This window comes from Pseudomonas sp. FG13 (genome assembly GCF_057809755.1).
In genome coordinates, this window is sequence record NZ_JBMDKO010000019.1 from 20,967 (window position 1) to 45,732 (window position 24,766).

Annotated in this window: 23 protein-coding genes and 1 riboswitch; of the genes, 10 read left to right on the forward strand and 13 right to left on the reverse strand. The window is 56.7% G+C overall.

The window, feature by feature from the left end; genetic code table 11:
* Window positions 1-30: 30 nt before the first annotated feature.
* A riboswitch (cobalamin riboswitch) is annotated at window positions 31-230 on the reverse strand.
* A gap of 160 nt (window positions 231-390) precedes the next feature.
* Window positions 391-975, forward strand: coding sequence for a hypothetical protein (locus ACODTO_RS16485; protein ID WP_139647956.1), 585 nt, complete (start codon window positions 391-393; stop codon window positions 973-975).
* Window positions 976-1,041: 66 nt separating this feature from the next.
* Window positions 1,042-2,352 (forward strand): PQQ-dependent sugar dehydrogenase, encoded by a 1,311-nt coding sequence (locus ACODTO_RS16490; protein ID WP_175363129.1) that lies wholly within the window; start codon window positions 1,042-1,044, stop codon window positions 2,350-2,352.
* Window positions 2,353-2,535: 183 nt separating this feature from the next.
* Here the strand turns inward: ACODTO_RS16490 and ACODTO_RS16495 are convergent, their stop codons facing one another.
* The 6 genes from ACODTO_RS16495 to ACODTO_RS16520 all read right to left on the reverse strand — a co-directional run bounded on the left by ACODTO_RS16495 (window position 2,536) and on the right by ACODTO_RS16520 (window position 7,778).
* The gene (locus ACODTO_RS16495) at window positions 2,536-3,198 is read right to left on the reverse strand and encodes a class I SAM-dependent methyltransferase (RefSeq protein ID WP_139647952.1); all 663 of its coding nucleotides are present in this window, start codon (window positions 3,196-3,198) and stop codon (window positions 2,536-2,538) included.
* A 15-nt stretch (window positions 3,199-3,213) separates the two neighbouring features.
* Window positions 3,214-3,747, reverse strand: coding sequence for a C40 family peptidase (locus ACODTO_RS16500; RefSeq protein WP_139647950.1), 534 nt, complete (start codon window positions 3,745-3,747; stop codon window positions 3,214-3,216).
* A gap of 165 nt (window positions 3,748-3,912) precedes the next feature.
* Entirely contained in the window at window positions 3,913-4,539 is a 627-nt protein-coding gene (locus tag ACODTO_RS16505; RefSeq protein WP_041020804.1) for a C40 family peptidase, read from the reverse strand.
* Window positions 4,540-4,751: 212 nt separating this feature from the next.
* Window positions 4,752-5,456 carry a DnaA regulatory inactivator Hda gene (hda, locus tag ACODTO_RS16510; RefSeq protein WP_003178999.1) on the reverse strand — a complete coding sequence of 235 codons (705 nt, stop codon included), beginning with the start codon at window positions 5,454-5,456 and terminating at the stop codon, window positions 4,752-4,754.
* 157 nt (window positions 5,457-5,613) lie between these two features.
* Entirely contained in the window at window positions 5,614-6,687 is a 1,074-nt protein-coding gene (locus ACODTO_RS16515) for an AI-2E family transporter (RefSeq protein WP_139647948.1), read from the reverse strand.
* 32 nt (window positions 6,688-6,719) lie between these two features.
* Window positions 6,720-7,778, reverse strand: a complete 1,059-nt coding sequence (locus ACODTO_RS16520; protein WP_139647946.1) for a DUF2066 domain-containing protein — start codon at window positions 7,776-7,778, stop codon at window positions 6,720-6,722.
* Between the two features lie 364 nt (window positions 7,779-8,142).
* Between ACODTO_RS16520 and purM the strand changes: the two genes are divergently transcribed.
* The 4 genes from purM to ACODTO_RS16540 all read left to right on the forward strand — a co-directional run bounded on the left by purM (window position 8,143) and on the right by ACODTO_RS16540 (window position 11,169).
* A complete protein-coding gene (gene purM / locus ACODTO_RS16525) occupies window positions 8,143-9,201 on the forward strand; it encodes a phosphoribosylformylglycinamidine cyclo-ligase (RefSeq protein ID WP_047700498.1) in 1,059 nt (352 codons plus the stop codon).
* Window positions 9,202-9,212: 11 nt separating this feature from the next.
* Entirely contained in the window at window positions 9,213-9,863 is a 651-nt protein-coding gene (purN, locus tag ACODTO_RS16530; protein WP_139647945.1) for a phosphoribosylglycinamide formyltransferase, read from the forward strand.
* An 8-nt stretch (window positions 9,864-9,871) separates the two neighbouring features.
* Complete coding sequence (locus tag ACODTO_RS16535) at window positions 9,872-10,585, forward strand: DUF3108 domain-containing protein (RefSeq protein ID WP_041020213.1); 714 nt, start codon at window positions 9,872-9,874, stop codon at window positions 10,583-10,585.
* A 377-nt stretch (window positions 10,586-10,962) separates the two neighbouring features.
* Entirely contained in the window at window positions 10,963-11,169 is a 207-nt protein-coding gene (locus ACODTO_RS16540; protein WP_139647941.1) for a hypothetical protein, read from the forward strand.
* Window positions 11,170-11,314: 145 nt separating this feature from the next.
* Here ACODTO_RS16540 and ACODTO_RS16545 read toward each other — a convergent pair whose 3' ends face one another.
* The 5 genes from ACODTO_RS16545 to cysM all read right to left on the reverse strand — a co-directional run bounded on the left by ACODTO_RS16545 (window position 11,315) and on the right by cysM (window position 17,493).
* On the reverse strand, window positions 11,315-11,854 hold the full coding sequence (locus ACODTO_RS16545) for a DUF2058 domain-containing protein (protein ID WP_024779739.1): 540 nt from the start codon (window positions 11,852-11,854) through the stop codon (window positions 11,315-11,317).
* 26 nt (window positions 11,855-11,880) lie between these two features.
* Complete coding sequence (mazG, locus tag ACODTO_RS16550) at window positions 11,881-12,714, reverse strand: nucleoside triphosphate pyrophosphohydrolase (protein WP_139647937.1); 834 nt, start codon at window positions 12,712-12,714, stop codon at window positions 11,881-11,883.
* 158 nt (window positions 12,715-12,872) lie between these two features.
* Window positions 12,873-15,119 (reverse strand): GTP diphosphokinase, encoded by a 2,247-nt coding sequence (gene relA / locus ACODTO_RS16555; RefSeq protein WP_047701042.1) that lies wholly within the window; start codon window positions 15,117-15,119, stop codon window positions 12,873-12,875.
* 101 nt (window positions 15,120-15,220) lie between these two features.
* On the reverse strand, window positions 15,221-16,591 hold the full coding sequence (rlmD, locus tag ACODTO_RS16560) for a 23S rRNA (uracil(1939)-C(5))-methyltransferase RlmD (RefSeq protein ID WP_139647935.1): 1,371 nt from the start codon (window positions 16,589-16,591) through the stop codon (window positions 15,221-15,223).
* Window positions 16,591-17,493, reverse strand: a complete 903-nt coding sequence (cysM, locus tag ACODTO_RS16565) for a cysteine synthase CysM (protein WP_041020218.1) — start codon at window positions 17,491-17,493, stop codon at window positions 16,591-16,593. The genes rlmD and cysM overlap by 1 nt, the downstream gene beginning before the upstream one ends.
* Before the next feature lie 332 nt (window positions 17,494-17,825).
* Here cysM and ACODTO_RS16570 point away from each other — a divergent pair, with 332 nt between their 5' ends.
* Both ACODTO_RS16570 and ACODTO_RS16575 read left to right on the forward strand, forming a co-directional pair.
* Window positions 17,826-18,116 (forward strand): helix-turn-helix domain-containing protein, encoded by a 291-nt coding sequence (locus ACODTO_RS16570; protein ID WP_175385804.1) that lies wholly within the window; start codon window positions 17,826-17,828, stop codon window positions 18,114-18,116.
* Window positions 18,117-19,072: 956 nt separating this feature from the next.
* Entirely contained in the window at window positions 19,073-19,273 is a 201-nt protein-coding gene (locus ACODTO_RS16575) for a response regulator transcription factor (protein WP_175385803.1), read from the forward strand.
* Between the two features lie 511 nt (window positions 19,274-19,784).
* Here the strand turns inward: ACODTO_RS16575 and ACODTO_RS16580 are convergent.
* The gene (locus ACODTO_RS16580) at window positions 19,785-21,494 is read right to left on the reverse strand and encodes a hypothetical protein (RefSeq protein ID WP_489106737.1); all 1,710 of its coding nucleotides are present in this window, start codon (window positions 21,492-21,494) and stop codon (window positions 19,785-19,787) included.
* Between the two features lie 233 nt (window positions 21,495-21,727).
* Between ACODTO_RS16580 and ACODTO_RS16585 the strand changes: the two genes are divergently transcribed.
* Window positions 21,728-22,228, forward strand: coding sequence for a toxin-activating lysine-acyltransferase (locus ACODTO_RS16585; protein ID WP_489106747.1), 501 nt, complete (start codon window positions 21,728-21,730; stop codon window positions 22,226-22,228).
* Window positions 22,229-22,244: 16 nt separating this feature from the next.
* On the opposite strand, the gene ACODTO_RS16590 is transcribed toward ACODTO_RS16585, so the two are convergent.
* Complete coding sequence (locus tag ACODTO_RS16590) at window positions 22,245-22,712, reverse strand: hypothetical protein (protein WP_464709522.1); 468 nt, start codon at window positions 22,710-22,712, stop codon at window positions 22,245-22,247.
* A gap of 529 nt (window positions 22,713-23,241) precedes the next feature.
* On the opposite strand from ACODTO_RS16590, the gene ACODTO_RS16595 reads away from it, so the two are divergent.
* Window positions 23,242-24,759, forward strand: a complete 1,518-nt coding sequence (locus tag ACODTO_RS16595) for an HlyD family secretion protein (RefSeq protein ID WP_241801870.1) — start codon at window positions 23,242-23,244, stop codon at window positions 24,757-24,759.
* Window positions 24,760-24,766 lie beyond the last annotated feature (7 nt).

The window sequence follows — 24,766 nt, forward strand, 5'->3', positions numbered from 1 at the left end:
CGGCAACAAGCCTGGCATCGCCCACCGTGATGCCGTTGGATGAATCAGGCCGGTCTCCGGGCTCATGAGCGGCGTGATGCCGGGCTGCGCGCCTTCCCATGTCGAGACACAGTGGCTTGCTGGCAGCTTTGACTCATTTACCGTTGCGGGGGCAGCGCCGGGTTCTCACCGGTTTCCCTGTTTCACTCTGTCGACCCGGGCCACAGAGCACCTGAAACAAGTCGCGAAGGTTAGAGGGTTGGGGATGGAGCGTCAATTAAAGCCGCCACGAGCCCAGCACTGATCATGGGCCTGGATCAATAAAGTGACGCCAATCTTGTGTCACGCTGCGGCAAGTGATATCAAATAGGCATTACGACCCGATATCACAAAAACAAGAGGGCAAAAAACATGCAAGGCATGATCATCAGCAATCCAAGGCTGGAATTTCTGCGCCCGGTGCTGGAACGCTGGTTTGACTGTATCGATCGCTACAACGCCGTGCGCGGCGATAACGACACGCCTTACTGGTTCGATGAAAAAGCCAACCTCGGCCTGCTCTCGGCCGCCGCCTGGATGGCCGAGATGGTCACGCTGCAACACACCGCAACCCGCAAACAGAATGAAGAAGGCGAACGCAACGTCAGTGCCGACCTGTTCATTGCCGGGGCCGAGGACCGCGCGTTCATCCAGGCCACCCAACGCTGGCCTAAGGTCAAGAGCCTCAACCTGACCCAACCCCTGCTGGATGTCACCAGCGATGCCAAGCGCATCAGCTACGCCACTGACCTGAAGCTGGGCTGCCTGTTCGTCGCCCCGCAAAAAGCCCAGCAAAGCACTACGCCCGAAGAACTCCAGGACATGATCGAAGACCTGCAAAAGGAAAACACCTGCGCCGTGGCCTGGTACTTTCCTTACAACTATCGCAAGTTGCGCAACGAGGCCGGTCATTACCATCCGGGCATCGCCGTGCTGTTCAAGCAGGCCCACGGCTGACCGGTTGAACCATCGCCGGTATATGCTTCTCTATGAATAACCACATGCATTCATAGGGAAGCCAGCATGCTCAAGCCACCGCACCTCCTGATCGTCGCCCTCGCCGCAGGGCTTGTCGCTTGTGGCGAGTCTTCCACACTGCAAGTCTCCGACGGCACTGGCCCATCGCCAAAACTGCCCGAACCGAACAAGACCCTGGTCCCCACCGTCAACATCGCCGAAGCCGTCGGCTGGCCCCAGGGCGCCAAGCCAACCGCGGCCGAAGGCCTGCAAGTAGGGGCGTTCGCTGAGGGACTGGACCATCCGCGCTGGCTCTACGTGCTGCCCAATGGCGACGTGCTGGTGGCGGAAACCAACGCCCCGCCCAAGCCCGACGACGCCAAGGGCATCCGTGGCTGGGTGATGAAAAAAGTCATGGGCCGCGCCGGCGCCGGCGTCCCCAGCCCCAATCGCATTACGTTGTTGCGCGACGCCAACCATGATGGCATCGCCGAAACCCGCACGGTCTTCCTGGAAAACCTCAACTCGCCATTCGGCATGGCGTTGGTGGGCAATGACCTGTACGTGGCCGACACCGATCGACTGATCCGCTTCCCCTACAAGGAAGGCGACACACAAATCAAGGCTCAGCCGACCAAGGTCGTCGACTTGCCGGCCGGCACCATCAATCATCACTGGACCAAGAACGTGATCGCCAGCCGTGACGGCAGCAAGCTCTACGTCACCACCGGTTCGAACAGCAACGTCGCGGAAAATGGCATGGAGGCGGAGGAAGGCCGCGCGGCGATCTGGGAAGTGGACCGCGCCACCGGCAATCACCGCATTTTCGCTTCGGGCCTGCGCAACCCTAACGGCCTGGCCTGGGAACCGCGCAATGGTGCCTTGTGGACAGCGGTGAACGAGCGGGATGAGATCGGCAGCGACCTGGTGCCGGACTACATCACCTCGGTCAAGGACGGCGCCTTCTATGGGTGGCCCTACAGCTATTACGGACAGCATGTTGACGTGCGGGTCGAGCCACAGAACCCGGCGCTGGTGGCGAAGGCCATCGCCCCGGATTACGCGGTCGGCCCACACACGGCCTCATTGGGCCTGACTTTCGCCGAAGGCAGCGCCCTGCCTGCGCCCTTCACCGAAGGCGCATTCATTGGCCAGCATGGTTCCTGGAATCGTAAGCCCCACAGCGGCTACAAAGTGATATTCGTACCGTTCAACGGCGGCAAACCGGCGGGAAAACCCGTGGATGTGCTGACCGGGTTCCTGAATGCAGATGAAAAAGCCCAGGGCCGGCCGGTGGGCGTGGTGATCGACAAGCAAGGCGGCTTGCTGGTGGCCGATGACGTGGGAAACAAGGTGTGGCGGGTGTCGGGTAAATAAGCTGCCAATGGCCTGCAGAGAACTTTGTGGCGAGGGGATTTATCCCCGCTGGGCTGCGCAGCAGCCCCAAAGCAGTCAACTCAATCTGCCTGATACACCGAATGGTCTGGTTTTAGGGCTGCTGCGCAGCCCAACGGGGATAAATCCCCTCGCCACAAATGTCATTCCAATCAGGAACTGCGCTTAAAGCTTGCGACACAAGGTCAAGCCATCCCCCAACGGCAACAGCGACAGATCCACCCGTCGGTCATCCTTCAAGGCGCGGTTCAGGGCCTGGATGGCGCGGGTGTCCTCGCTCTGGGGCTGGGCTTCCAGCACCCGTCCGCTCCACAGCGTGTTATCGAACATCACCAGCCCACCTCTGCGCAGCAACCGTAGCGCACGCTCCAGGTAAGCCGGGTAGTTGGCCTTGTCGGCATCGATAAAGATCAGGTCGAACGTGCCGCCCTGCCCTTGGCGCTCAAGGTCGTCGAGGGTTTCCAGGGCCGGCGCCAGGCGCAGCTCGATCCGCTCAGCCAGCCCGGCTTCGCGCCAATATCGCAGCGCCACGGCGTTGTAGTCGCCGGGAATATCGCAACAGATCAACGAACCATCCTGCGGCAAGGCGGAGGCCAGGCACAACGCGCTGTAGCCGGTGAACGTACCGACTTCCAGCAAGCGTCGGGCGCCGGTGAGCTTCACCAGCAATGCCAGGAATTGACCCTGCTCGGGCGCTATCTGCCAGCGCGCCATGGGCAGCGCCTGGGTTTCGTCCCGCAAACGTCGCTGCAAGGGCGTCTCCCGCAGGGAAACGTCCAGCAGATACTGGTAAAGGGCATCATCGAGATTGAGGGTGCGAGCGGTCATGACAACCTCCGCGAATCAGGGATAACGCGCCAGGTGCTCCGGTTGCAGCACCCGCTTGGCGCTCAGATAGGCTTTCTGCCAATAGGCCTTGGACAAGCTGTCGAGCTTGACCGTACCACCGGTGGCCGGCGCATGAACGAAGCGCCCCTCACCGACGTAGATCCCCGCATGGCTGACCTGGGAGCCACCGTTGGTGGCGAAGAAAATCAGGTCACCACTCTGCAGCGCGTCCTTGCCGACATCCGGGGCGCGCATGCCGATCATCTCGCGGGTCGAACGTGGCAGGGAAATACCGGCGGCATCACGGTAGACGTAACCGATCAGGCCGCTGCAATCGAAACCCGAATCCGGCGTATTGCCGCCCCAGCGGTAGGGCGTCCCAACCAGGCCCAACGCCCGGAAGAGCACATCTTCGGCAGCCGGAGGCAGGGGCTGCGAGGGAGCAAAGACCACTGGAGCCCGAACAGGCGCGGGTGGTGGCGTACGGCTTGCGCACGCGCTGAGCAGTGCGGCAAGGCAGATAAGAGCGAGGCGGGCCGACGTCGACATATGCAGAACAATCCTGATCTGGATGCGGCTTTTCTGCCGTGGACATGAAAACAAATCCGCCTGCGGAGTACGCAGGCGGATTGCCATCAATCAATGATCAAGGATTCTAGCGGCTATGAGGCAAACTTCAAGTAAGACTTTAAGTTTGCCTTACAAACTGTGCGCTTACTTGCGAGCGGTGACCACGGTCGGAGCCATGGCGAGGGCGCGCTTGGCTTCGATGAAAGTCTTGTTCCAGTAGGTGTCACCCAGGCTGTCGATCCGCACACCACCGCTACGGCGGCTGCTGGAATGGATGAACTGGTTGTCGCCCAGGTAGATACCGGCGTGGCTGACGCGTCCGCGACGACCGCTGGTGCTGAAGAACAGCAGGTCACCGGGTTCCAGTTGATTACGTGCCACCAGGGGGGCGTTCACGTTGATCATTTCCCGCGTGGAGCGTGGCAGGCTCATGCCGGCCTCTTCGCGGAACAGGTAGCCGATGAAACCGCTGCAATCGAAGCCGGCTTCAGAGGTGCCACCAAAACGGTAACGGGTGCCGATCAACGACATGCCGCGTTCCAGGATGCTGTCGGCCAGCACCGGAAGCTGGTAAGGCTTGTTGCCGGCGAAGGCTGCCAGCTCTTTGTCGTTGGCCATTTCTTCCTGGAAGGAGACGGAGGAAGACTGGGCGGTAACGGTGTTCTGAACCTGTGGTTGTTGTACTTGCTGGGACACTGGGGAGTGGGCAGCGCAACCGAACAACAGGGTAACGAGTGCGAGAGGCACGAGGGGTGCGAAGCGATTTAGCATGGGCACGACCGTGGCTGAAGTAGTAAAGATGGCGAGACTATGCCTTCTATCGACTTCATTTGCAAATTCAATCGATGCAAATGTGACTTCTCGGTTTTACGTTTACATCTAAGCGCTTAAGCCCATTTTGAAAGTCATGTGGCCTGCCGCCCAGCAGGACCGCGGGTTTCGCCGTGTCCGTACAAGGCCAGGAGCCACTACTGGCAACGGTTCTACCAGCCCAAGGTTTCTTTCAAAAAAGGAATAGTCAGCTTGCGCTGGGCCTGAAGGGAAGCCTGGTCGAGGCGTTCGAGCAATTCGAACAGCGCACTCATGCTGCGGGTGCCACGGGTGAGGATGAAATGCCCGACTTCGTCGGTCAGATGCAGGCCACGGCGGGAAGCACGCAGCTGCAGGGCACGGAGCTTGTCTTCATCGGACAGCGGACGCATCTGGAAAATCAGCGCCAGAGTGAGACGGGACTTGAGATCAGCCAGTTTCACCGGCAGCTCCCGTGGCGACGTCGAGGCAGCGATCAGCAAGCGCCGACCGCTGTCCCGCAGCCGGTTGAACAGATGGAACAGCGCCTCTTCCCAATCAGCCTTGCCGGCAACGGCCTGGAGATCGTCCAGGCAGACCAGTTCGTACTGTTCAAGGTTGTCGAGGATTTCCACGCCGCGATCCAGCAACTCGGCCAGCGGCAGGTACACCGCCGGCTCGCCCAACTGCTCGAACCGCAGGCAAGCGGCCTGCAACAGGTGCGTGCGCCCTACCCCGTCCTTGCCCCACAGATAGATCAGACTCTCGGTCCAGCCAGCGTCGGCTTCGCAAAGCCGCTCGACATAGCCGAGTGCAGCGGCATTGGCGCCTGGGTAGTAGTTGATAAAGGTGGCGTCATCACGCAGACGCACACCTAGGGGCAGCTGAATCGGTTTCATGCTGGCTGGACAGCTCCAAAGGAACCGTGAGTGGCCTCTGTGTAAAGTTGGCAAAGTCTATACCCGTGGCGCGGACCGCACAATGCGCCGGACCACGAGCAAAATCAAAGGTTTGCAGCGACAACGCCAGGGAGCGACGGTTTTCCTGACATTCACCCTACAGCTCGGGGTCTTCGGCGCCGCTGTAGATGTCCGAATCCTTGTACAAATCATGCATGTGCCGCACCAGCACCATGATGACGGCTGCCACCGGCAGCGCCAGCAGGATCCCGGTGAAGCCGAACAACTCGCCGCCCGCCAGGATCGCGAAGATCACCGCCACTGGATGCAAGCCAATGCGATCCCCCACCAGCAACGGCGTCAGCAACATGCCTTCCAGAGCCTGGCCCACCATGAACACCGCCACGATGCCCACCATGGGGTAGAGATCGCCGCCAAACTGGAACAACCCGGCGATCAATGCCGCGCCAATGCCGATCACGAACCCCATGTACGGAACGATGGCGGCCAACCCGGCGATCATGCCGATCAGGAGCCCCAGCTCCAGCCCCACCAGCATCAACCCCGCCGCATAGATGAAGCCCAGCGCCACCATCACCAGCAACTGCCCACGCACAAAGGCGCCCAGCACTTCGTGGCATTCACCGGCCAGGGTCATGATGCGCTCTTCGCGATGACGGGGCAGCAGGCTGCGGACCTTGGCCATCATCAAGTCCCAATCCCGCAACAGGTAGAAGCTCACGACCGGAATCAGCACCAGGTTGGCCAGCCAACCGATCAGCGCCAGGCCCGAGGCGGTGGCCTGGCTCAGCACGACGCCAACAATGTCGGTGGTCTGGCCCATGTGAGCGCTGATGGCCTCCTTGACCTTGTCGAACTTCCAGAAACCATCCGCCAACCCCAGTTTCGACTGCACCCACGGCACCGCCGTGTGCTGCAACCAGTCGAGCATCTGTGGCGCCAGTTCGTACAGACGCACCAATTGCTTGGCGAGCATCGGTATCAAGACCAGCAACAGGGCGCTGACAATCAAGGTGAACAGCGTAAATACCGCCACTACGCCCCAGGTTCTCGACAGGCCGAGCTTTTCCAGGCGATCCACCACCGGGTCAAACAGATAAGCCAGCAGCAACGCAACCAGGAACGGCGTCAGAATCGGATGCAGCAGATAGATAAACGCGAACAGCAGGGCAATCCCGCCCAACCAGAACCAACGCCGCGTATCGCCCATGAACCACTCCCAGCTATATAAAGAAAGAAAATCTACCAGCGGAACCGCAGACTGGCCGTCGGCGCGGGCGCCGGTGCTGCTGCCGGAACCGTTCCATCTGTAGCCGGCGGAACCGCAGGCGTCGGGGCAACCGCTTCACCGGCGGGAATTTCCTGCAGCTTCGCCAGGGCCAGTTGCGCCTTCAGTTGCTCCGCGCTGCCGTTGACCCGATAGACGATCCGGTCACCTTCGACCCGCTGCACCTGCCCACCGAACGGTTCGAGCAAACGCCCAAGGGCGGCATAACGCTCAAGATTCATGCCCTGCACTTCCAACGACTGCTCGGTGGCCACACCCGGCTTGGCCACGAAGCGCGGCGCCAGGCGCTGACTCACCGCCAGCATCACCGCATCGGCCAGCGCAGCCTGATCGGCGCCCTGGACAGTGCCTTGCTCGCGTTGATCACCCAGCCACAGGCGCCAGGTCCCGTGCCACTGACCGCCCTCTTCCTTGGCATGGACCGCCAGCAGGGCATCCGCCGCGTATCGCTCCGAGGCATCGTGCAACGGCGCCGGATCGCTGCCTTCCAGGTTCGGTGCGGTGGCAACGATCTGCTCGCTCAAGTCCGCCAGCGGCAAGTGCAGCGCCAGGCCCCGGTGCTGGGCGGCACGGCGCAACGGCGTGGCGCTGGCCTGACCATCGCCCACCAGGCTGGAGCCTTCAGCCGAGTCGTTGAGCCACCAGCCCAGGATCGATGGTCGGTTCACGCCCCACAGCGACAGCCCTGCCGAGCGCAAGGCCCGGTCGGTGCTCGCCGGATCGAAGTCGACCTTGAGGCTTTCCGGAGGACCAGCGTCGTAGCCATATTGAAGAATGATCTGCTGCGGGTCCTTGCGGATCGCCGCCAGCCCCGGGTTCTGGGCGGCCTTGACGTCACCGGTCAGGCGCAGCACCAGCGTATCCAGGGCGCGCAACGTCGCCTGGTCACGCTCTTCCGGCGTCTGGCTGCTCACCGGTTCGAGCACTTGATAGAGGCCGTTGAGGGTTTCGGCATGGCTCGCCAGACTGATCAGCGACAAGCAGCCCACGGACAAGAATTTGAACAAACGCATGGAATATTCCCGGACATAAACGACTGGAACAAGCCGTGTGAAGAAACGGAGCATGGCTGTGACCACAGCACCTGGCAAAACATTCACACACCCGATGGAAGTTTCGCACCGCGTAACCATAGCCGGTTACCGCTACACCTTATACAGGCGCACCGCGCAGCACCAACAGAAGAAATATCGGTTTTTTTCCTCGGATATGTCCCTGCCCGTCGGCGCGAGGATGGCCGCTGCCCCACAAGCCTGATAAAATCGCGCGCCTTCGCAGACCGGCAATGGCTGGGCACCCGGAATAATTCGTACAACGGTTATTCAAAGGCCCCGGCGATCGGTCGTTACCCAGAAATCCCCCCTAAAGGCCTGGATCATGAGCAAGCAACCCTCCCTGAGCTACAAGGACGCCGGTGTAGACATCGACGCCGGTGAAGCATTGGTCGAACGCATCAAGAGCGTCGCCAAGCGCACTGCGCGCCCGGAAGTCATGGGCGGCCTGGGCGGTTTCGGCGCCCTCTGCGAGATCCCGGCCGGCTACAAGCAACCGGTGCTGGTCTCGGGCACCGACGGTGTGGGCACCAAGCTGCGCCTGGCGCTGAACCTGAACAAACACGACAGCATCGGCATCGACCTGGTGGCCATGTGCGTGAACGACCTGGTGGTCTGCGGTGCCGAGCCGTTGTTCTTCCTCGACTACTACGCCACCGGCAAGCTGAACGTCGACACCGCCGCCCAGGTCGTGACTGGCATCGGTGCCGGCTGTGAACTGTCCGGCTGCTCCCTGGTCGGCGGCGAAACCGCTGAAATGCCAGGCATGTACGAGGGCGAAGACTACGACCTGGCCGGCTTCTGCGTCGGCGTCGTGGAAAAAGCCGAGATCATCGACGGCTCGAAAGTCGCCACCGGCGATGCCCTGCTCGCCCTGCCGTCTTCCGGCCCGCACTCCAACGGCTACTCGCTGATCCGTAAGATCATCGAAGTGTCCGGCGCCGACATCGAAAACATCCAGCTCGACGGCAAGCCACTGACCGACCTGCTGATGGCCCCGACCCGCATCTACGTCAAGCCGCTGCTCAAGCTGATCAAGGACACCGGCGCCGTCAAGGCCATGGCCCACATCACCGGCGGCGGCCTGCTGGACAACATCCCGCGCGTCCTGCCAAAAGGCGCCCAGGCGGTGGTCGACGTGGCAAGCTGGACCCGCCCGGCGGTGTTCGACTGGCTGCAAGAGAAAGGCAACGTCGACGAAACCGAAATGCACCGCGTGCTGAACTGCGGCGTGGGCATGGTGATCTGCGTGGCTCAGGAGCACGTCGAGACCGCCTTGAACGTGCTGCGTGAAGCGGGCGAACAGCCTTGGGTCATCGGCCAGATCGCAACCGCGGCCGAAGGCGCTGCCCAGGTCGAGCTGAAAAACCTCAAGGCTCACTGATGCAGGAAAACATGCCTGCAACCTGTGACGTCGTGGTGCTACTGTCCGGCACCGGCAGTAACTTGCAGGCGCTGATCGACAGCACACGGACCGGCGACAGCCCGGTCCGTATTCGCGCGGTGATTTCCAACCGCGCCGATGCCTACGGCCTGCAACGTGCCAAGGACGCGGGTATCGACACCCGTGTCCTGGATCACAAGGCGTTCGACGGCCGCGAGGCCTTCGACGCCGCACTGATCGAACAGATCGACGCCTTCACTCCCCACCTGGTGGTCCTGGCTGGCTTCATGCGCATCCTCAGCGCTGGCTTCGTGCGCCACTATCAGGGCCGCCTGTTCAATATCCACCCATCGCTGCTGCCCAAATACAAAGGGTTACACACTCACCAGCGCGTGCTGGAGGCCGGAGAGACCGAGCACGGCTGCTCGGTGCACTTTGTCACCGAGGAACTCGATGGCGGACCACTGGTCGTACAGGCAGTAATACCGGTAGAGTTGCACGACACGCCGCAAAGCCTGGCAGAACGGGTTCACGCCCGGGAACACCAGATCTACCCGATGGCCGTGCGTTGGTTTGCCGAAGGACGGCTGACCCTCGACGATCGTGGTGCCTCACTGGACGGCCAGTTGCTCGCCGCCAGCGGCCATTTGATTCGACACTAGGAGATTTTATGCGTCGCGCCCTGCTCTTCGCCTGTGCTCTGCTTGCCTTGCCCCTGGCACAGGCTTCAGACCTTCAACCGTTCTCCGCCAGCTACACCGCCGACTGGAAGCAGCTGCCGATGAGCGGCACCGCCGAGCGCAGCCTGACCAAGGAGGCCAATGGTACCTGGAAGCTGAGCTTCAAGGCGTCGATGATGATCGCCAGCCTGACGGAAGAAAGCACACTGACCCTGGACAAGGACACGCTGCTGCCGCAGTCCTACCACTTCGAACGCGGTGGCCTGGGCAAGGCCAAGAAGGCCGACCTGGACTTCGACTGGAGCACGAAGATGGTCACCGGCACCGATCGCGGTGATGCGGTGAAGCTGCCGCTGAACCGTGGCATGGTCGATAAATCCACTTATCAGTTGGCCCTGCAGCACGACGTCGCGGCCGGCAAGAAGAGCATGAGCTACCAGGTCGTCGATGACGGCGAAGTCGATACCTACGACTTCCGCGTGCTGGGCTCGGAAAAGGTCGACACCAAGGCCGGCCAGATCGACGCGATCAAGGTCGAGCGCGTACGCGATCCGACACAGAGCAAACGCACCACCGTACTCTGGTTCGCCAAGGACTGGGACTACCTGCTGGTCCGCCTGCAACAGGTCGAGACTGACGGCAAGGAGTACAACATCATGCTCCTGGACGGCACGGTCAACGGCAAGCCTGTGAAAGGCAGCTGATCGACGCGAACACCATGAAGCCCCGCCGATGCGGGGCTTTTTTTTGCCTGGATTTCGACTCTGTGGGAGCTTTGTGGGAACAAGGCTTGCCCGCGATGCAGGCGCCTCGGTTTCTGCCGACCGCGTTATCGTTTATCGCGAGCAAGCTTTGCTCCCACGGGGTCTGCATCACTCAAGCGTGGTTTCTGCCACATGAAACCTTTTTCATGAACCACCCGCCTGCGACCAAACGCCGCGCCCTGCCCGGCCTGCGGGATTAGTGCGCTTTTCATGAAAACTTCTTAATCGGCCAGGGCATTTACTTAGCAGGCTATCCAAATCTATAACAAAGTCCTGCACACGCCTTGCTGCAGATGACAGAGATTGGAGTTTGCAAGATGACTGTGAAAGTAAATGAACGCGATGATGCCCATATGTCCCACGAAGCCATTGCCGCCGGCATTCAGATCTGGGATGTGCGCCAACAGGATCTGCTGGTGGGGATGTTCCACTCCGAGACGGAGGCCTACCGCTACAAGGCCGAGTTGGAGCGCGAGGAAAGTCAGCGTGCCCATGAGGCAACAGAATCCCAAGAACAACTCTGACCCTGTAGGAGCCCCTCTGTGGGAGCCGAGCTTGCTCGCGATGGCGGTATGTCAGTCGATACGTTTGCTGACTGATACGCCGCCATCGCGAGCAAGCTCGGCTCCCACAGGATTTTGGGTTTAGCTCACCGGCAGTGCGCCAGGCTTACCACATCAAATCATCAGGGATCTGATATGCCGCGTACGGATCGTCGGCATCCACTTCTTCGGTCTGGGTGTTGAGCTGGACGATGCGCTTGGGGTCGCGCTCCTGGATCTTCAGGGCGGCCTCGCGCGGGATCACTTCATAGCCGCCGGCATGGTGGACGATCGCCAGCGAGCCGCTGCTCAGCTTGTTACGCATCAGGGTGTTCACCGAGATGCGCTTGACCTTCTTGTCGTCGACGAAGTTGTAGTAATCCTCGGTGGTCAGCTTCGGCAGGCGCGAGACTTCGATCAATTGCTTGATCTGCGCGGCACGGGCCTTCTGCTCGGCCTTCTCCTGCTGCTGCCGGTTGAGTTCCTGGTCGCGCCGGGCCTTCTCGGCCATGGCTTCCTGGGCGGCGCGCTGCTGGGAATCATCCAGCTCGATCTGGCCTTTGTGGGCCAGGCGCTGCTGCTTCTGCTTGTCTTTGCCGACCTGCTTGACCTGCTTTTGGTTGACCAGTCCTGCTTTGAGCAACTGGTCGCGAAGGGAAAGGCTCATGGTGCTTACTCACTTAGGCAACGGCCTCAGCCGCAGCTGGGCAAATTCTTTTCCTGACGTTTGGCTTCGCCCCACAAGGCGTCCAACTCTTCGAGGGTGCAATCTTCCATGGGACGGTGGGTGTCGCGCAATGCCTGTTCGATAAAACGGAAGCGTCGCTCGAACTTGGCGTTGGCTCCGCGCAGCGCGCCTTCCGGATCGACCTTGAGGTGCCGAGCCAGGTTGACGACCGAAAACAGCAGATCGCCGATCTCGTCGGCCACTGCCGCCTGATCGTTTTCCGACATGGCTTCGAGCACTTCGTCCAGTTCCTCCCGGACCTTGTCGAGCACCGGCAAGGCGTCCGGCCAGTCGAAACCAACCTGCCCGGCACGCTTTTGCAATTTGGCCGAACGGGACAGTGCCGGCAATGCGCCAGGTACATCGTCGAGCAGCGAGAGCTGCTGCGGCGCGGCGGACTTCTCGGCACGTTCCTCGGCCTTGATTTCCTCCCAGCGCTGCTTGACCTGCTCTTCGCTCAGGCGCGGCACATCCAGCGGCGCATAGAGGTCGCCGGTGGGAAATACGTGGGGATGGCGACGGATCAGCTTGCGGGTGATGCTGTCGACCACACCGGCAAACTCGAAGCGGTTTTCTTCCCGGGCCAGTTGGCTGTAATACACCACCTGGAACAGCAGGTCGCCCAGCTCACCCTGCACATGATCGAAGTCACCCCGTTCGATCGCATCGGCCACTTCGTAGGCTTCTTCCAGGGTATGGGGGACGATCGTCTCCCAGGTCTGCTTGATGTCCCACGGGCAACCGTACTGCGGATCCCGCAGGCGGTTCATCAGATGGAGCAGGTCTTCAAGGCTATACATAAATCCATCTCGTCACACAAAACCCTGTGGGAGCGAGCCTGTGGAAGCAAAGCTCGCTCGCGATGGCGGTCTGGCCAACAACAGAATGCTGACCGAAACCCCGTTATCGCGAACAAGCTTTGCTCCCACCCGCTTGCTCCCACATTTTTTGACTGCGCTTAACCCGGTGTCCGGTTACGCCGGGTCTCGATGATGTTCGGCAACTGGGAGATCCGCCCCAACAACCGTCCCAGCGCATCCAGCCCCGGAATCTCGATGGTCAGGGACATCAGCGCGGTGTTGTCTTCCTTGTTCGAGCGGGTGTTGACCGCCAACACGTTGATGCGCTCGTTCAGCAGCACCTGGGACACGTCACGCAGCAGCCCGGAGCGGTCGTAGGCGCGAATGACGATGTCCACCGGATAGGTGAGCACCGGCACCGGCCCCCAACTGACCTGGATGATCCGCTCGGGTTCGCGACCGGCCAGTTGCAACACCGAGGCACAGTCCTGGCGGTGAATGCTCACGCCACGCCCCTGAGTGATGTAGCCGACGATCGCATCCCCCGGCAACGGCTGGCAGCAGCCCGCCATCTGGGTCATCAGGTTGCCCACGCCCTGGATCTGGATATCGCCGCGCTTGCCCGGTTTGTAGCCGGTGGCCTTGCGCGGGATCAGCTCCAGTTGTTCGTTGCCCCGCTCCGGCTCCACCAGTTGCTGGGCCAGGTTGACCAGTTGCGCCAGGCGCAGGTCGCCGGCCCCGAGGGCGGCAAACATGTCCTCGGCGGTTTTCATGTTGGCCTTTTCGGCCAGCTTGTCGAAATCCACCTGCGGCAGACCCAGGCGACTGAGTTCGCGCTCGATCAGGGTCTTGCCAGCGGCGACGTTCTGGTCGCGGGCCTGCAACTTGAACCAATGGACGATTTTCGCCCGCGCCCGGGAGGTGGTGATGTAGCCCAGGTTCGGGTTCAGCCAGTCGCGGCTCGGCGTGCCGTGCTTGCTGGTGATGATCTCGACCTGCTCACCGGTCTGCAGGCTGTAGTTGAGCGGCACGATCCGCCCGTTGATCTTGGCACCACGGCAGTTGTGGCCGATCTCGGTGTGGACCCGGTAGGCGAAGTCCAGCGGCGTCGCGCCCTTGGGCAGGTCGATGGCATGGCCGTCAGGAGTGAAGATATAGACCCGGTCCGGCTCGATATCCACCCGCAGCTGTTCCGCCAGGCCACCGATGTCGCCCAGTTCCTCATGCCATTCGAGCACCTGGCGCAGCCAGGAGATTTTCTCTTCGTAGTGGTTGGACCCGGACTTGACGTCGGTGCCCTTGTATTTCCAGTGGGCGCAGACACCCAGCTCGGCTTCCTCGTGCATGGCGTGGGTGCGGATCTGCACTTCCAGCACCTTGCCCTCGGGACCGATCACCGCGGTGTGCAGCGAGCGATAGCCATTTTCCTTGGGGTTGGCGATGTAGTCGTCGAACTCCTTCGGAATGTGCCGCCACAAGGTATGGACGATCCCCAGCGCGGTGTAGCAGTCGCGCATTTCCGGGACCAGCACGCGAACGGCGCGCACGTCATAGATCTGGCTGAACTCCAGCCCCTTGCGCTGCATTTTGCGCCAGATCGAATAGATGTGCTTGGCCCGGCCGCTGATGTCGGCCTCCACGCCCGTGGCCTGCAGTTCTTCCCGCAGTTGGGTCATCACGTCGGTGATGAAGCGCTCGCGGTCCAGGCGCCGCTCATGCAGCAGCTTGGCGATTTGTTTGTACTGATCCGGCTCCAGGTAGCGAAAGGACAAATCCTCCAGCTCCCACTTGATATGACCGATGCCCAAACGGTGAGCCAGGGGGGCATAGATGTCGAACACTTCCCGGGCGACACGATTGCGTTTTTCGTCGTCGGCGGCTTTCACCGCGCGGATCGCGCAAGTGCGCTCGGCCAGCTTGATCAGCGCGACGCGCACGTCGTCGACCATGGCCACGAGCATCTTGCGCAGGTTTTCCACCTGGCCCTGGGTACCCAGGACCATGGAATGACGCGGGCTGAGGCTGGCGCTGATGGCCGCCATGCGCAGCACGCCATCGATCAGCTTGGCGACCACCGCGCCGAAGCGCTGGCTGACCACCGACAGCTGGATCTGGCCTTCGCGCACGCCACGGTACAGCACGGCAGCCACCAGCGAATCCTGGTCGAGCTTGAGGTCGGCGAGGATCTCGGCGATCTCCAGGCCCGTCTGGAAACTCGACGTGCCTTCGGACCAGAGGTTCTTCGCCGCGTTGTGTTGCTGTTCCGCCTCACGAGCGAACTCGCAGGCTTCCTTCAAGGCTTCGCGATCCAGTGCCATGTCGATACTGACCGCGTGATCGAGCCAAGCCTCGAGATTGATACTGCCGTCGGTGTTGATCGGCTGGTGTGCTCTCACCTGTACCATCTTTGCTTACCTTCCCTACGACGCAGATTCAATGCGTCAACATCGCTGACCTTCGTTGCCCGTGTTTCCGCCCAGGACTGTGGCGGGGTGACACGAACGGGTCAGTCGGACAAGCCATCCTGGCTCGCTTCAAATAACGCCATGGCCTCGACATGCGCCGTTTGAGGAAACATATCGAGAATCCCGGCACGTTTTAACCGGTAGCCCTGCTTGATCAATTCGACCGTATCCCGGGCCAAAGTTGCCGGGTTGCACGATACATAAACCAACCGTTTGGCGCCCAGGGACGCCAGCTTGCGCACCACCTCGAAAGCACCGTCACGGGGTGGGTCCAAGAGTACCGCAGAAAAGCCTTCGCCGATCCACTCGGCACCCGCCAGTGGCTGGGATAAATCGGCCTGAAAAAAGGCAGTGTTATTCAAATTATTGCTGACGGCATTGGCCGCCGCCCGATCCACCATGGTCTGCACGCCTTCCACGGCCACCACCTCACGCACGCACCGCGCCAACGGCAAGGCAAAGTTGCCCAGGCCGCAGAACAGGTCCAGCACCCGCTCCTCGGATCGCGGCGCCAGCCATTGCAGGGCCTGGGCGATCATCGCCTCGTTGACCCCGGCGTTCACCTGGATGAAATCCCCCGGCCGATAAGCCAGGTCCAGGTCCCAGGTGTCCAGGCGATAACCCAAGGTCAATCCAGCTTCGACCGGTTGCGGCTCACCTTCGCCGTGCAGCCACAGTTGGGCGCCATGGAATGCGCAGAAATCCTTGAGGATCGTCAGGTCGGCTTCCGACAGCGGCGTCATGTGCCGCAGCAATACCGCCAGGGACGAGCCGGCGAACAATTCCACATGGCCCAGTGCCTGGGGTTTGCTCAAGCGGCGGAGCATGTCCGGCAAGCGGCTCATGATCGGTTGCAAAGGCTGTACCAGCACCGGGCAATCGCCGATGGCGACAATGTCCTGGCTGCCGACGGCACGGAATCCGACCTCAAGTTTCTTCGCTTTCTGGTCCCAGCGTACTGCCACGCGGGCGCGGCGCCGGTAAGCGAATTCCGGCCCGCTCAGCGGTGCAGCCCATTCGTCCGGCGCCACACCGGCGACCCGCGACAATTGCTCGGCGAGCATGCGCTGTTTCAGGGCGAGCTGTTCGTCGTGGGGCAGGTGTTGAACGCTGCAACCGCCACATCGACCGGCATGAATGCACGGCGCAGCGCGGCGCAGTTCACTGGCCTGAAACACCCGCTCGGTGCGTGCCTCGACCACCTTGCCATGGGCACCCAGCACCCGCGCCTCGACCTCTTCGCCGGCCAGGGCACCGATGACGAACCAGGTGCGCCCGTCGACAAAAGCGATGCCCCGGCCATCATTGGCCAGGCGCTCGATGGTCAGACGCTGTTTCTTGCCGGTCGGCACTTGTGGGGCCCGGCTTCCGCCGCTGGGCTGGAAGCGCAAGCCTCTTTCATGCTTGGCCATCAGTTGGGCGCGTCGAAAATGCCGGTGGACAGGTAGCGGTCGCCGCGGTCGCAGATGATCGCGACGATCACCGCGTTTTCAACTTCCTTCGACAAACGCAGCATGCCCGCCACGGCACCACCGGACGACACGCCGCAGAAAATACCTTCTTCGCGGGCCAGGCGACGGGTCACGTCCTCGGCTTCGCTCTGGGCCATGTCGATGATGCGGTCCACACGGTCAGCCTGGTAGATCTTCGGCAGATACTCCTCGGGCCAGCGACGAATGCCGGGGATGGACGCGCCTTCCATCGGTTGCAGGCCGATGATCTGCACGTTTGGATTCTGTTCTTTCAGATAGCGCGAAGTGCCCATGATGGTCCCGGTGGTGCCCATCGAGCTGACGAAATGGGTGATGGTGCCGTCGGTCTGGCGCCAGATCTCGGGGCCGGTGCTGGTGTAGTGGGCCTCGGGATTGTCGCCGTTGGCGAATTGGTCGAGCACCTTGCCGCGCCCCTCGGCCTGCATCCGCTCGGCCAGGTCACGGGCGCCCTCCATGCCTTCGTCCTTGGTGACGAGGATCAACTCGGCGCCGTAGGCGGTCATCGCCGCCTTGCGCTCGGCGCTGGAATTGTCAGGCATGATCAGGATCATCTTGTAGCCCTTGATCGCCGCCGCCATCGCCAGGGCAATCCCGGTGTTGCCGGAGGTCGCCTCGATCAGCGTGTCACCGGGCTGGATCTGCCCGCGCAACTCGCCACGGGTGATCATCGACAGCGCCGGCCGGTCCTTGACCGAACCCGCCGGGTTGTTCCCTTCGAGCTTGAGCAAAAGCGTGTTGCTGGTCACGCCGGGCAGGCGCTGCAAACGAACCAGCGGGGTGTTGCCGACGCAATCGGCGATGGTGGGGTATTGCACAGTCATGGCGTATTCGCAATCCGGGCTGCGGGGGCGCCTATCATACCGGCAAACCCTGCCCGGCCATATCACGCAAAGTGCGGAGGTTATGGCTTAAAGGAATAAGCGAGGCATAAGCCGAGGGCACTGCTTTTGAAGTAATCCCTTTCCTACACAGCCGAGAGTTCAGATCATGCATGCATACCCGATGTAAGCACCGTCTGTCAGCATTCCTTCCGCCTGCTTGTGGGTTCGTTCTTTTTTACATGGAGAGCAAGCATCCAAGGCTATCTAGCTTTGGATCGTGTTTCTTTACAGTTGTAGCGCTAAACGTACGAGCAGGATGCAAGGAAATAACGATGGTCAACGTTTGGTCGAAACAAAGAGATCTGCAGCCCAGCGCCCGGCTGGCCTGCGGGCAACGCTTGCGCAACCTATTGGAAGAGTACGACATCACCCCCTCGGCTTTTGCTGAGGTGCTGCGTATCAGTCCTCAATCCCTGACGAATTGGAGCAGGCGGGGTGTACCACGATTGCGGATGGCGCAATTGGCACGTTTGCTGAGTGTCAGTGAAGTGTGGCTGGCAACTGGAAGGGGCGAACGGACACGTGACGTACATCGGGAAGTAGAACAGGATCAAACAGGTTAGCGGGATTAAGAGTGGAGCGTAGCTTCGACGAAAGTACCCTCTCAACTTGCGTCGCCTATTGGAACGCGAGTTGGCTACAGGCACCTCCGAGCTGCAATCAATTTTCTAGTTAGGTACTCCTGCGCCAAGGCATGTGAGATCAACACTTAAAACCTTCGGGATTGCTTCATAAGCACTTCATGAATTCTGTGCGCTCCCGACACCTTCCTGGAGCCCATTTGACATGATTTGCCCCCAACACCAAAGTCGAACAAGTCCATCTCTCCCTCCAAACCGATCGACGTTCGAAAATCCATTGACGGCGCGGGTGGGCCGGTCGAACTGAGTGTAGGTCGCCGCAGTTGATCGGAAGAAGAATTTGAATGTTCAGCGATATGCCTAAAGGCTTCACGGTGAGTGCCCAGCCCATAGATGATCGAGAAACTGCCTGGAGCCTTCTGCGCGCCCATATCAAGCACTGGCGCGGTGCCACGAGCGTCAAACTACGAAATCCCGTCAATCTGGAGCTGCATGTCTCAGTGTATAAATAAATGCTCTCTCTACGCTTTGACTGGGAGGAGTCGTGAAACGCCTGGTTTTTGGGACCATTTCGCGCCCCGGCGAGAGCAAGCTCCCCTGCAATAGGGTCCACGCTCGATGATCTACGGAGCGTTACCTGTCCCAAAGCAGCGGCAAGACGACAGGAGCGTATCCGAACGGGACGAGTTATAAGACGTAGCCTGCCTGCAACCTCCTTCATATTCGCTCCATCTAACTATTACCCCCGTCACCTTCTGTAGTACTTCTTACCCTGCAAGGAACGTCATTTCCTCGCTCCATATAAAAATCTGTAGGAATACAATTTTTTATCGGATATTTCCGGCGACTAATCGAGACATCCATGAACTAGCAAATTTTCAAACACACCGATAACATCACTATCCAACAACAAAAAAATCCAACCAAGGAACAACCAATTGAACAAGAACACTAAAGACTTAACAAAACGAGAGCATGAAGTCCTACAACTGCTTTTACTAGGTGAAACAAACAAAAAAATAGCCTTAATGCTCGGCATTAGCGATTTCACAGTGCGAGAATACGTTTCTTCAATTTTACGAAAAAAAGGGGTAAAATCTAGAGCGAAGCTATTTGCAGAGAAATTTAAAAAAAATTGAAATCGTCACACATCCTTCAAACTCGCGTGTTACCCCAACGACATGGACAACACTCCTGCTTCCAAATCAATACCAAATACCCCTCAACAAAAGAGCTAGACTCCCATGAATGAATATTTAAAACATGTTTATTTTTTTCAATAAAAAAATCTTTCACTCCAAACCAAACTTCCAAGCCACCCATTAAGTATAAATCATGACAAAGAACCGCTCTCGCACCCAGCGCAATCAAATAACCTCAACCAATTTAAATATGCAGTTTTACAAGCCAACTTCAGCGAACGCCTGATCAAATGACATCACTCTAATTTATGGCTAAAGCAAGCATCTTCTCTACCCAACCAAAGTGATCCACACCTCTTAGGACATGCCAACAAGACAGAACTAAATCACAACCAGAGACCAGCCAACTCACAAGCCAAACGTAAAAACTAAAAGATAGGAAATAAATATACCCACAATAAAAGCATCTAAAAACATGCAACAAAGAAGCTCACGAAAAACACATAAATTAAACCTCCTCCCAGCCGACTACATCCAATACCCCAGAATAAAAATCAATAGCTTTAAGCACTTCCGGATTTTGCGCGGCCAACCTCAGCAAACACTTCTCTGAATACAAATCCTGACCAGCTTGCCTTAGGATATAAAAACCACTTTCAAAATCGAACCAAATCTCTAATGACCGGCTTATCCAACATGGAATTCGAACATCATCCTCATTGTAAAATTGAAGACACGCCGCACCTACAACGTCCTCAACCAAACGACCAACATCATTATTTAAGTCCTTACCGCCGCCAACAACATCATCAATTTTATCTTCAAGTCCAGCCAAAGCAGCATCTATATGATTAACCCTGACTACATTTATTGCCATGCCAGCAACCCAATTTCGAAAACTCACTCCAACCGAATCAGCTTTACAATGTAAAAAATCAAAAAAACGATCGTAAGCTATAATCAGCTTTTTTAGTAGCGCCGGATTTATCTTCAAGATTAGAAGATCTGACTCTATGCCAAGCACCTTTTTTCTCAATAGAGCGATATATAATCGAAATCCCCAACACTCATACCCTTCCCACCCAGCGTCATTTGCAACAAACCTAGTTGAAAAATCATCAAAAGCCAGCAACTCTTTGACAATATCGGTAAACTCAAAAAAAACATCACTTTCAACTATATGTTTCAGCAAAATAACCGGAAACCCCATACGCATCGCACAATGCAATCTGCTTTGACAATCATACTCCTGAATAAACGCATTTAGCGCACCTTCCGCAATTTCATTTGCATCATCCAAACTAACAATCTTATGCTTGCTTAAGTAATAGCATATATTTCTAATGCTTTCGATAGCTAAAATATGCTCCCCAACAAATTGTTCATAGTCGACTCTATCAATTGGAATTAAATCAGAAAAAATTCGCACACTACTAAAGTCTATCCACGCCCCACTCAAGGTTAAGTTTGATGGAGTTACATTATAATGGATTATTTGTTTCGCTCTCGCAGCAGCAAACTGTTTTGCATAACGTCTTGCAAGCTCACAAAGACCTAAATTCAGTCGTTCATGCAAGGATCCTGACAAGCACTCCTCTCGATCCAAGGGTAAGAATTCAACGAGCTTTTTTATTACAACACGAACACGCCTAGCGTCATTACTCAGTGCACCGATATGTCTCTCTCTAAAATATACCGCACTAATAAAATGCGCCGGACGTACCGCAGGCATCCTAACCAACAACCCACGAAGATACGATTTATTATTAAACTCAAACTTCAACCCCGTATCTATTACAGCGACAGACCTTACCGCTCCGTAGGGAAGCGCTATATTTATAATTTCCGACCAGAGAGTTTCGTAGATGGCAGAGTTAAGGCTCATCAAGCCATTTCCATCAGCAAAATCAGCATCTTTCGCCACTAATTGGTTTGGCCCGATTCCTTTCAGTTGAAAATCACCATCAAATCCACAGCGACCACCTCCCCCATTTCTTAAAATTCCATCACCACCGTATCTTTCGGCGAAAAAAATTTTGCCGCGCTGCTCCTTCTGCTCGCCTCCACTGCCTCCCACAACATAGCTGTACCTAGAAAGAACGCCCTCTTCGTCTAGGTCAATTTTCAGGCCTTTATTAAAGAATGCGATGGAAGCACTTTCAATTTTCTCTGCCTTGAAACTCACAAAAACCTCATGCAGATCTGATAACTTTTTCATAGGTCGCTCACCAATCACTGTTCCGAACAGTACATATACCTCAACAATAAGGAGCAAAACTGATATTTTGTACCCTACACATGTAGGGGTGACCTCGACGAACATCCATGTAAACCTTCAACACCGCAGTGACGGTAGCTGGAAATCCATACCGTTCTTGCGACCTAGAGGAGACCTTGGACAGAAAGTACCAACAGCCATATATAATTCATAATGAAAGCGGAGGAAATATTGTGAAAATCCCAGCCAAACTACATACCTATTGCCGGAGTGATTACTCATCAAACAGGGCGAAACTAATAGGCTTTGCCTGCATGATCATTTGCACGAACAGTAACTACTCACTTTTTGAAATCATGAATCTGCGGCTTTGGATAGCTCCGGCTATAGACCACAAACAAATTTTATTCTTTTTCGATAAAAATGATTCACCCGTTGGGTACGTCACTTGGGCGAATTTAGCCCCAGACAGCGAAGCTAGGCTACTGAAAGATCCAAATTTTTTACTTCATGCATCTGAATGGAACGAAGGAGGTAAAACTTGGATTATTGACTTCTGCTTCCCCTCAGGGCATACAGCGGAAGCAATCAAATCTCTAAAAAAGCATTTTCAATCGCTTGGGATAGACAGGGTGTTTTGGGGTCGGCGGAACAGCGATAACTCAATCAGAAGGGTAGGAAACTTTGTTATCCCCCATCGGGAATACGCAACGCATTCGATAAATCTTAAGTAAGATGCGAACCTCCAACTCACGAATGCTGATTGCATATAAATGCCAATGTTAACAATTTGTCATAGGGTCCAATAAAGATTACCAACCCGCTTTGCGGGGTATATGTTATAGCTTCCGACTTGCAATAAAAAAAGAAGCTAAAGATTTTTTTGGACCAATACACATTAACTTTTTTCTCTGAATAACCGATGGATAGCATCGCGCATCGCAATACATCTCGCTCCACCTCAACATCCATTCTTAGCTCAGAAAGCGCTTCATCATAGTACATTTTCTTTATAACAATCGCTAAATACCCTGTCAGTCCGCTTAACACCTCCCAACCCAAAGGCCCATTCATTAGAGACATTCGACTCATAAAAATAAATACCAGTAAAATTAAAATAGAAGCCACTATAGCTCTTTCAATCAAAGCAAAAACTTTTAAAAGATCATTCGACAACTGATCTTTAAGCCTCAACCTTTTTAATTTAATTTTGGTCATACTTCAATCTCTTACCCTCTCTTTTTCAACCCACTAGATATGTCTGCAATTATTCACAGTATATCTAGCATCCTGTTCCGGAAATAAGCTGTTCACTTTTGGCGGCGTCTTGGGCGCCCGGCCGGCGTTGCCATACCTCGCCATAGCCCAGCAATGACTCGTCGCGACGCCGGACACCCAAGCCACTCGCCAAAAGAGAACGTATTTCTGAAAACAGGACACCAGTAGACAATCTAATAGTTAACTTCCCCTATTTCCGGGCACTTGGGGGAAAAAAGAGGTTCCATGAAAAGCACTTGGATTCCAAGAGTTAGCTGCGTCTTTCACAGCATTGTAAGCCGCGTCCCCTCCCAAAGCTCCCAGCCCACTCCCAACGGCCGCACCTGGCGTGCCAAGCCCGAATCGTCCCCCTATTGCTGCGCCCGCTGCCGCGCCCAAAGTGGCTCCAGCATTTCCGAAAAACGTAGAGCCCGAGTCGCCTGAGCCAGCGCCAGACACTAATAATATTTCTATAGGTGACAACTTTCTCATGGAAACTTCTCCTTTCTCTAAAAATAAAAAACTAAAGCGGCATAGTGATTACTTTCTTACTTCCTTCGAATCATTAAAAGGTTACAAAGCGCAATCCACGATAGCGATCAAATTCGATGATTTGTACCCTACACATGTAGGGGTGACCCAAACGGGCATACATGGGAATCTTTACTGCCTCGCCGCGATGCGGCCTCCTTTCCAAGAGATTCCAATTTATTGTCAGCAAGGAGTGCTCACATTGATCCAGGACACGTCGCTATTCAGAGCAGAGGCTTTGGAAGCTCAGCACACGCACTGGTTGGGCAGCATCGTCCTGATTCGTCCAGTCTCGTTCACCTTTCTCACAGTCTTCGCTACGATCCTTGCATCAATTGTAATTATTTTTTTCATATGGGGAAGTTACACCAAGCGAAGCACCGTAGTTGGACAGCTACTGCCCTCATCAGGACAAATTAAAATTTATGCTCCACAACAAGGGCGGGTACTTGAAAGCTTTATTCATGAGGGGCAGTACGTTAAGACTGGCACTCATCTTCTCACGTTGTCCAGTGAACACTATAGCGAAAATGCCAATCCGATCCAGGAAAGTATCAGCAACAGTCTCAAACAGAGAAGATTGTCCCTACTTGATGAACGGAAAAAAATAAAAATATTGCAGATCGATGAAAGAAAAAGTCTCACAACCCACTTAAGCAGCTTAAAAAATGAATTGGAGATGTTAAACAGACAAATTTTCAGTCAACAACAGCTGATTGCCTTGGCTTCCAATGCCACCAGCCGCTATTCGGGATTAATGGAAAAGGGATATATCGCCATGGATCAGCTACAGCAGCGCCAGGCAGAGTTACTCAATCATCAGCAGAAATTAAATACCCTTGAGCGTGACCGCTCCGCGATGCGACAGCAGGTAACCGAGCGCCATAACGAACTTTCTGGCTTATCCGCTCGACATGAAAATCAACTTGCCATTGTTCATAGAGCACTATCGGAAATTGACCAAGAGCTCATTGAGAGTGAGGCGCGACGCATACTGGTTATCAAGGCTCCTCAGGAAGGTGTGGTGACTGCAATTTTCGCGGAACCCGGACAAACTACAGGTACAGCCAGATCTCTTTTAAGTATTGTTCCAAATAACTCCTCATTGCAGGCCGAGCTTTATGCTCCGAGCAAATCCATTGGTTTCATTCGGGTTGGCGACAAAGTGCGCATTCGCTATCAACCCTATCCCTATCAGAAATTCGGGCAACATAACGGTACAGTTGAATCCATCTCCAAGACCTCGGTTTCTGCCGTAGAGCTTGCAAACGCGTCCGGAGAAATACCCGGGATTGGCCTGGATGGCGAACGCTATTACCGAATACGCGTCGGTCTGGACCAGCAGCATGTCCTAGCCTATGGCGAATTAAGGCCGTTGCAAACCGGTATGTTAATTGAAGCGGACATAACGCAAGAAACTCGCCATCTTTACGAATGGGTACTTGAGCCTCTTTATAGTTTGACGGGCAAGCTTTAGGAGAAAT

Excerpts from the sequence above, each read along its gene's own strand:
- ACODTO_RS16485 (WP_139647956.1), top strand. The coding sequence starts at position 391 with ATGCAAGGCATGATCATCAGCAATCCAAGGCTGGAATTTCTGCGCCCG.
- ACODTO_RS16490 (WP_175363129.1), top strand. The coding sequence starts at position 1,042 with ATGCTCAAGCCACCGCACCTCCTGATCGTCGCCCTCGCCGCAGGGCTT.
- ACODTO_RS16495 (WP_139647952.1), bottom strand. The coding sequence starts at position 3,198 with ATGACCGCTCGCACCCTCAATCTCGATGATGCCCTTTACCAGTATCTG.
- ACODTO_RS16500 (WP_139647950.1), bottom strand. The coding sequence starts at position 3,747 with ATGTCGACGTCGGCCCGCCTCGCTCTTATCTGCCTTGCCGCACTGCTC.
- ACODTO_RS16505 (WP_041020804.1), bottom strand. The coding sequence starts at position 4,539 with ATGCTAAATCGCTTCGCACCCCTCGTGCCTCTCGCACTCGTTACCCTG.
- hda (WP_003178999.1), bottom strand. The coding sequence starts at position 5,456 with ATGAAACCGATTCAGCTGCCCCTAGGTGTGCGTCTGCGTGATGACGCC.
- ACODTO_RS16515 (WP_139647948.1), bottom strand. The coding sequence starts at position 6,687 with ATGGGCGATACGCGGCGTTGGTTCTGGTTGGGCGGGATTGCCCTGCTG.
- ACODTO_RS16520 (WP_139647946.1), bottom strand. The coding sequence starts at position 7,778 with ATGCGTTTGTTCAAATTCTTGTCCGTGGGCTGCTTGTCGCTGATCAGT.
- purM (WP_047700498.1), top strand. The coding sequence starts at position 8,143 with ATGAGCAAGCAACCCTCCCTGAGCTACAAGGACGCCGGTGTAGACATC.
- purN (WP_139647945.1), top strand. The coding sequence starts at position 9,213 with ATGCCTGCAACCTGTGACGTCGTGGTGCTACTGTCCGGCACCGGCAGT.
- ACODTO_RS16535 (WP_041020213.1), top strand. The coding sequence starts at position 9,872 with ATGCGTCGCGCCCTGCTCTTCGCCTGTGCTCTGCTTGCCTTGCCCCTG.
- ACODTO_RS16540 (WP_139647941.1), top strand. The coding sequence starts at position 10,963 with ATGACTGTGAAAGTAAATGAACGCGATGATGCCCATATGTCCCACGAA.
- ACODTO_RS16545 (WP_024779739.1), bottom strand. The coding sequence starts at position 11,854 with ATGAGCCTTTCCCTTCGCGACCAGTTGCTCAAAGCAGGACTGGTCAAC.
- mazG (WP_139647937.1), bottom strand. The coding sequence starts at position 12,714 with ATGTATAGCCTTGAAGACCTGCTCCATCTGATGAACCGCCTGCGGGAT.
- relA (WP_047701042.1), bottom strand. The coding sequence starts at position 15,119 with ATGGTACAGGTGAGAGCACACCAGCCGATCAACACCGACGGCAGTATC.
- rlmD (WP_139647935.1), bottom strand. The coding sequence starts at position 16,591 with ATGGCCAAGCATGAAAGAGGCTTGCGCTTCCAGCCCAGCGGCGGAAGC.
- cysM (WP_041020218.1), bottom strand. The coding sequence starts at position 17,493 with ATGACTGTGCAATACCCCACCATCGCCGATTGCGTCGGCAACACCCCG.
- ACODTO_RS16570 (WP_175385804.1), top strand. The coding sequence starts at position 17,826 with ATGGTCAACGTTTGGTCGAAACAAAGAGATCTGCAGCCCAGCGCCCGG.
- ACODTO_RS16580 (WP_489106737.1), bottom strand. The coding sequence starts at position 21,494 with ATGAAAAAGTTATCAGATCTGCATGAGGTTTTTGTGAGTTTCAAGGCA.
- ACODTO_RS16590 (WP_464709522.1), bottom strand. The coding sequence starts at position 22,712 with ATGACCAAAATTAAATTAAAAAGGTTGAGGCTTAAAGATCAGTTGTCG.
- ACODTO_RS16595 (WP_241801870.1), top strand. The coding sequence starts at position 23,242 with ATGGAAACTTCTCCTTTCTCTAAAAATAAAAAACTAAAGCGGCATAGT.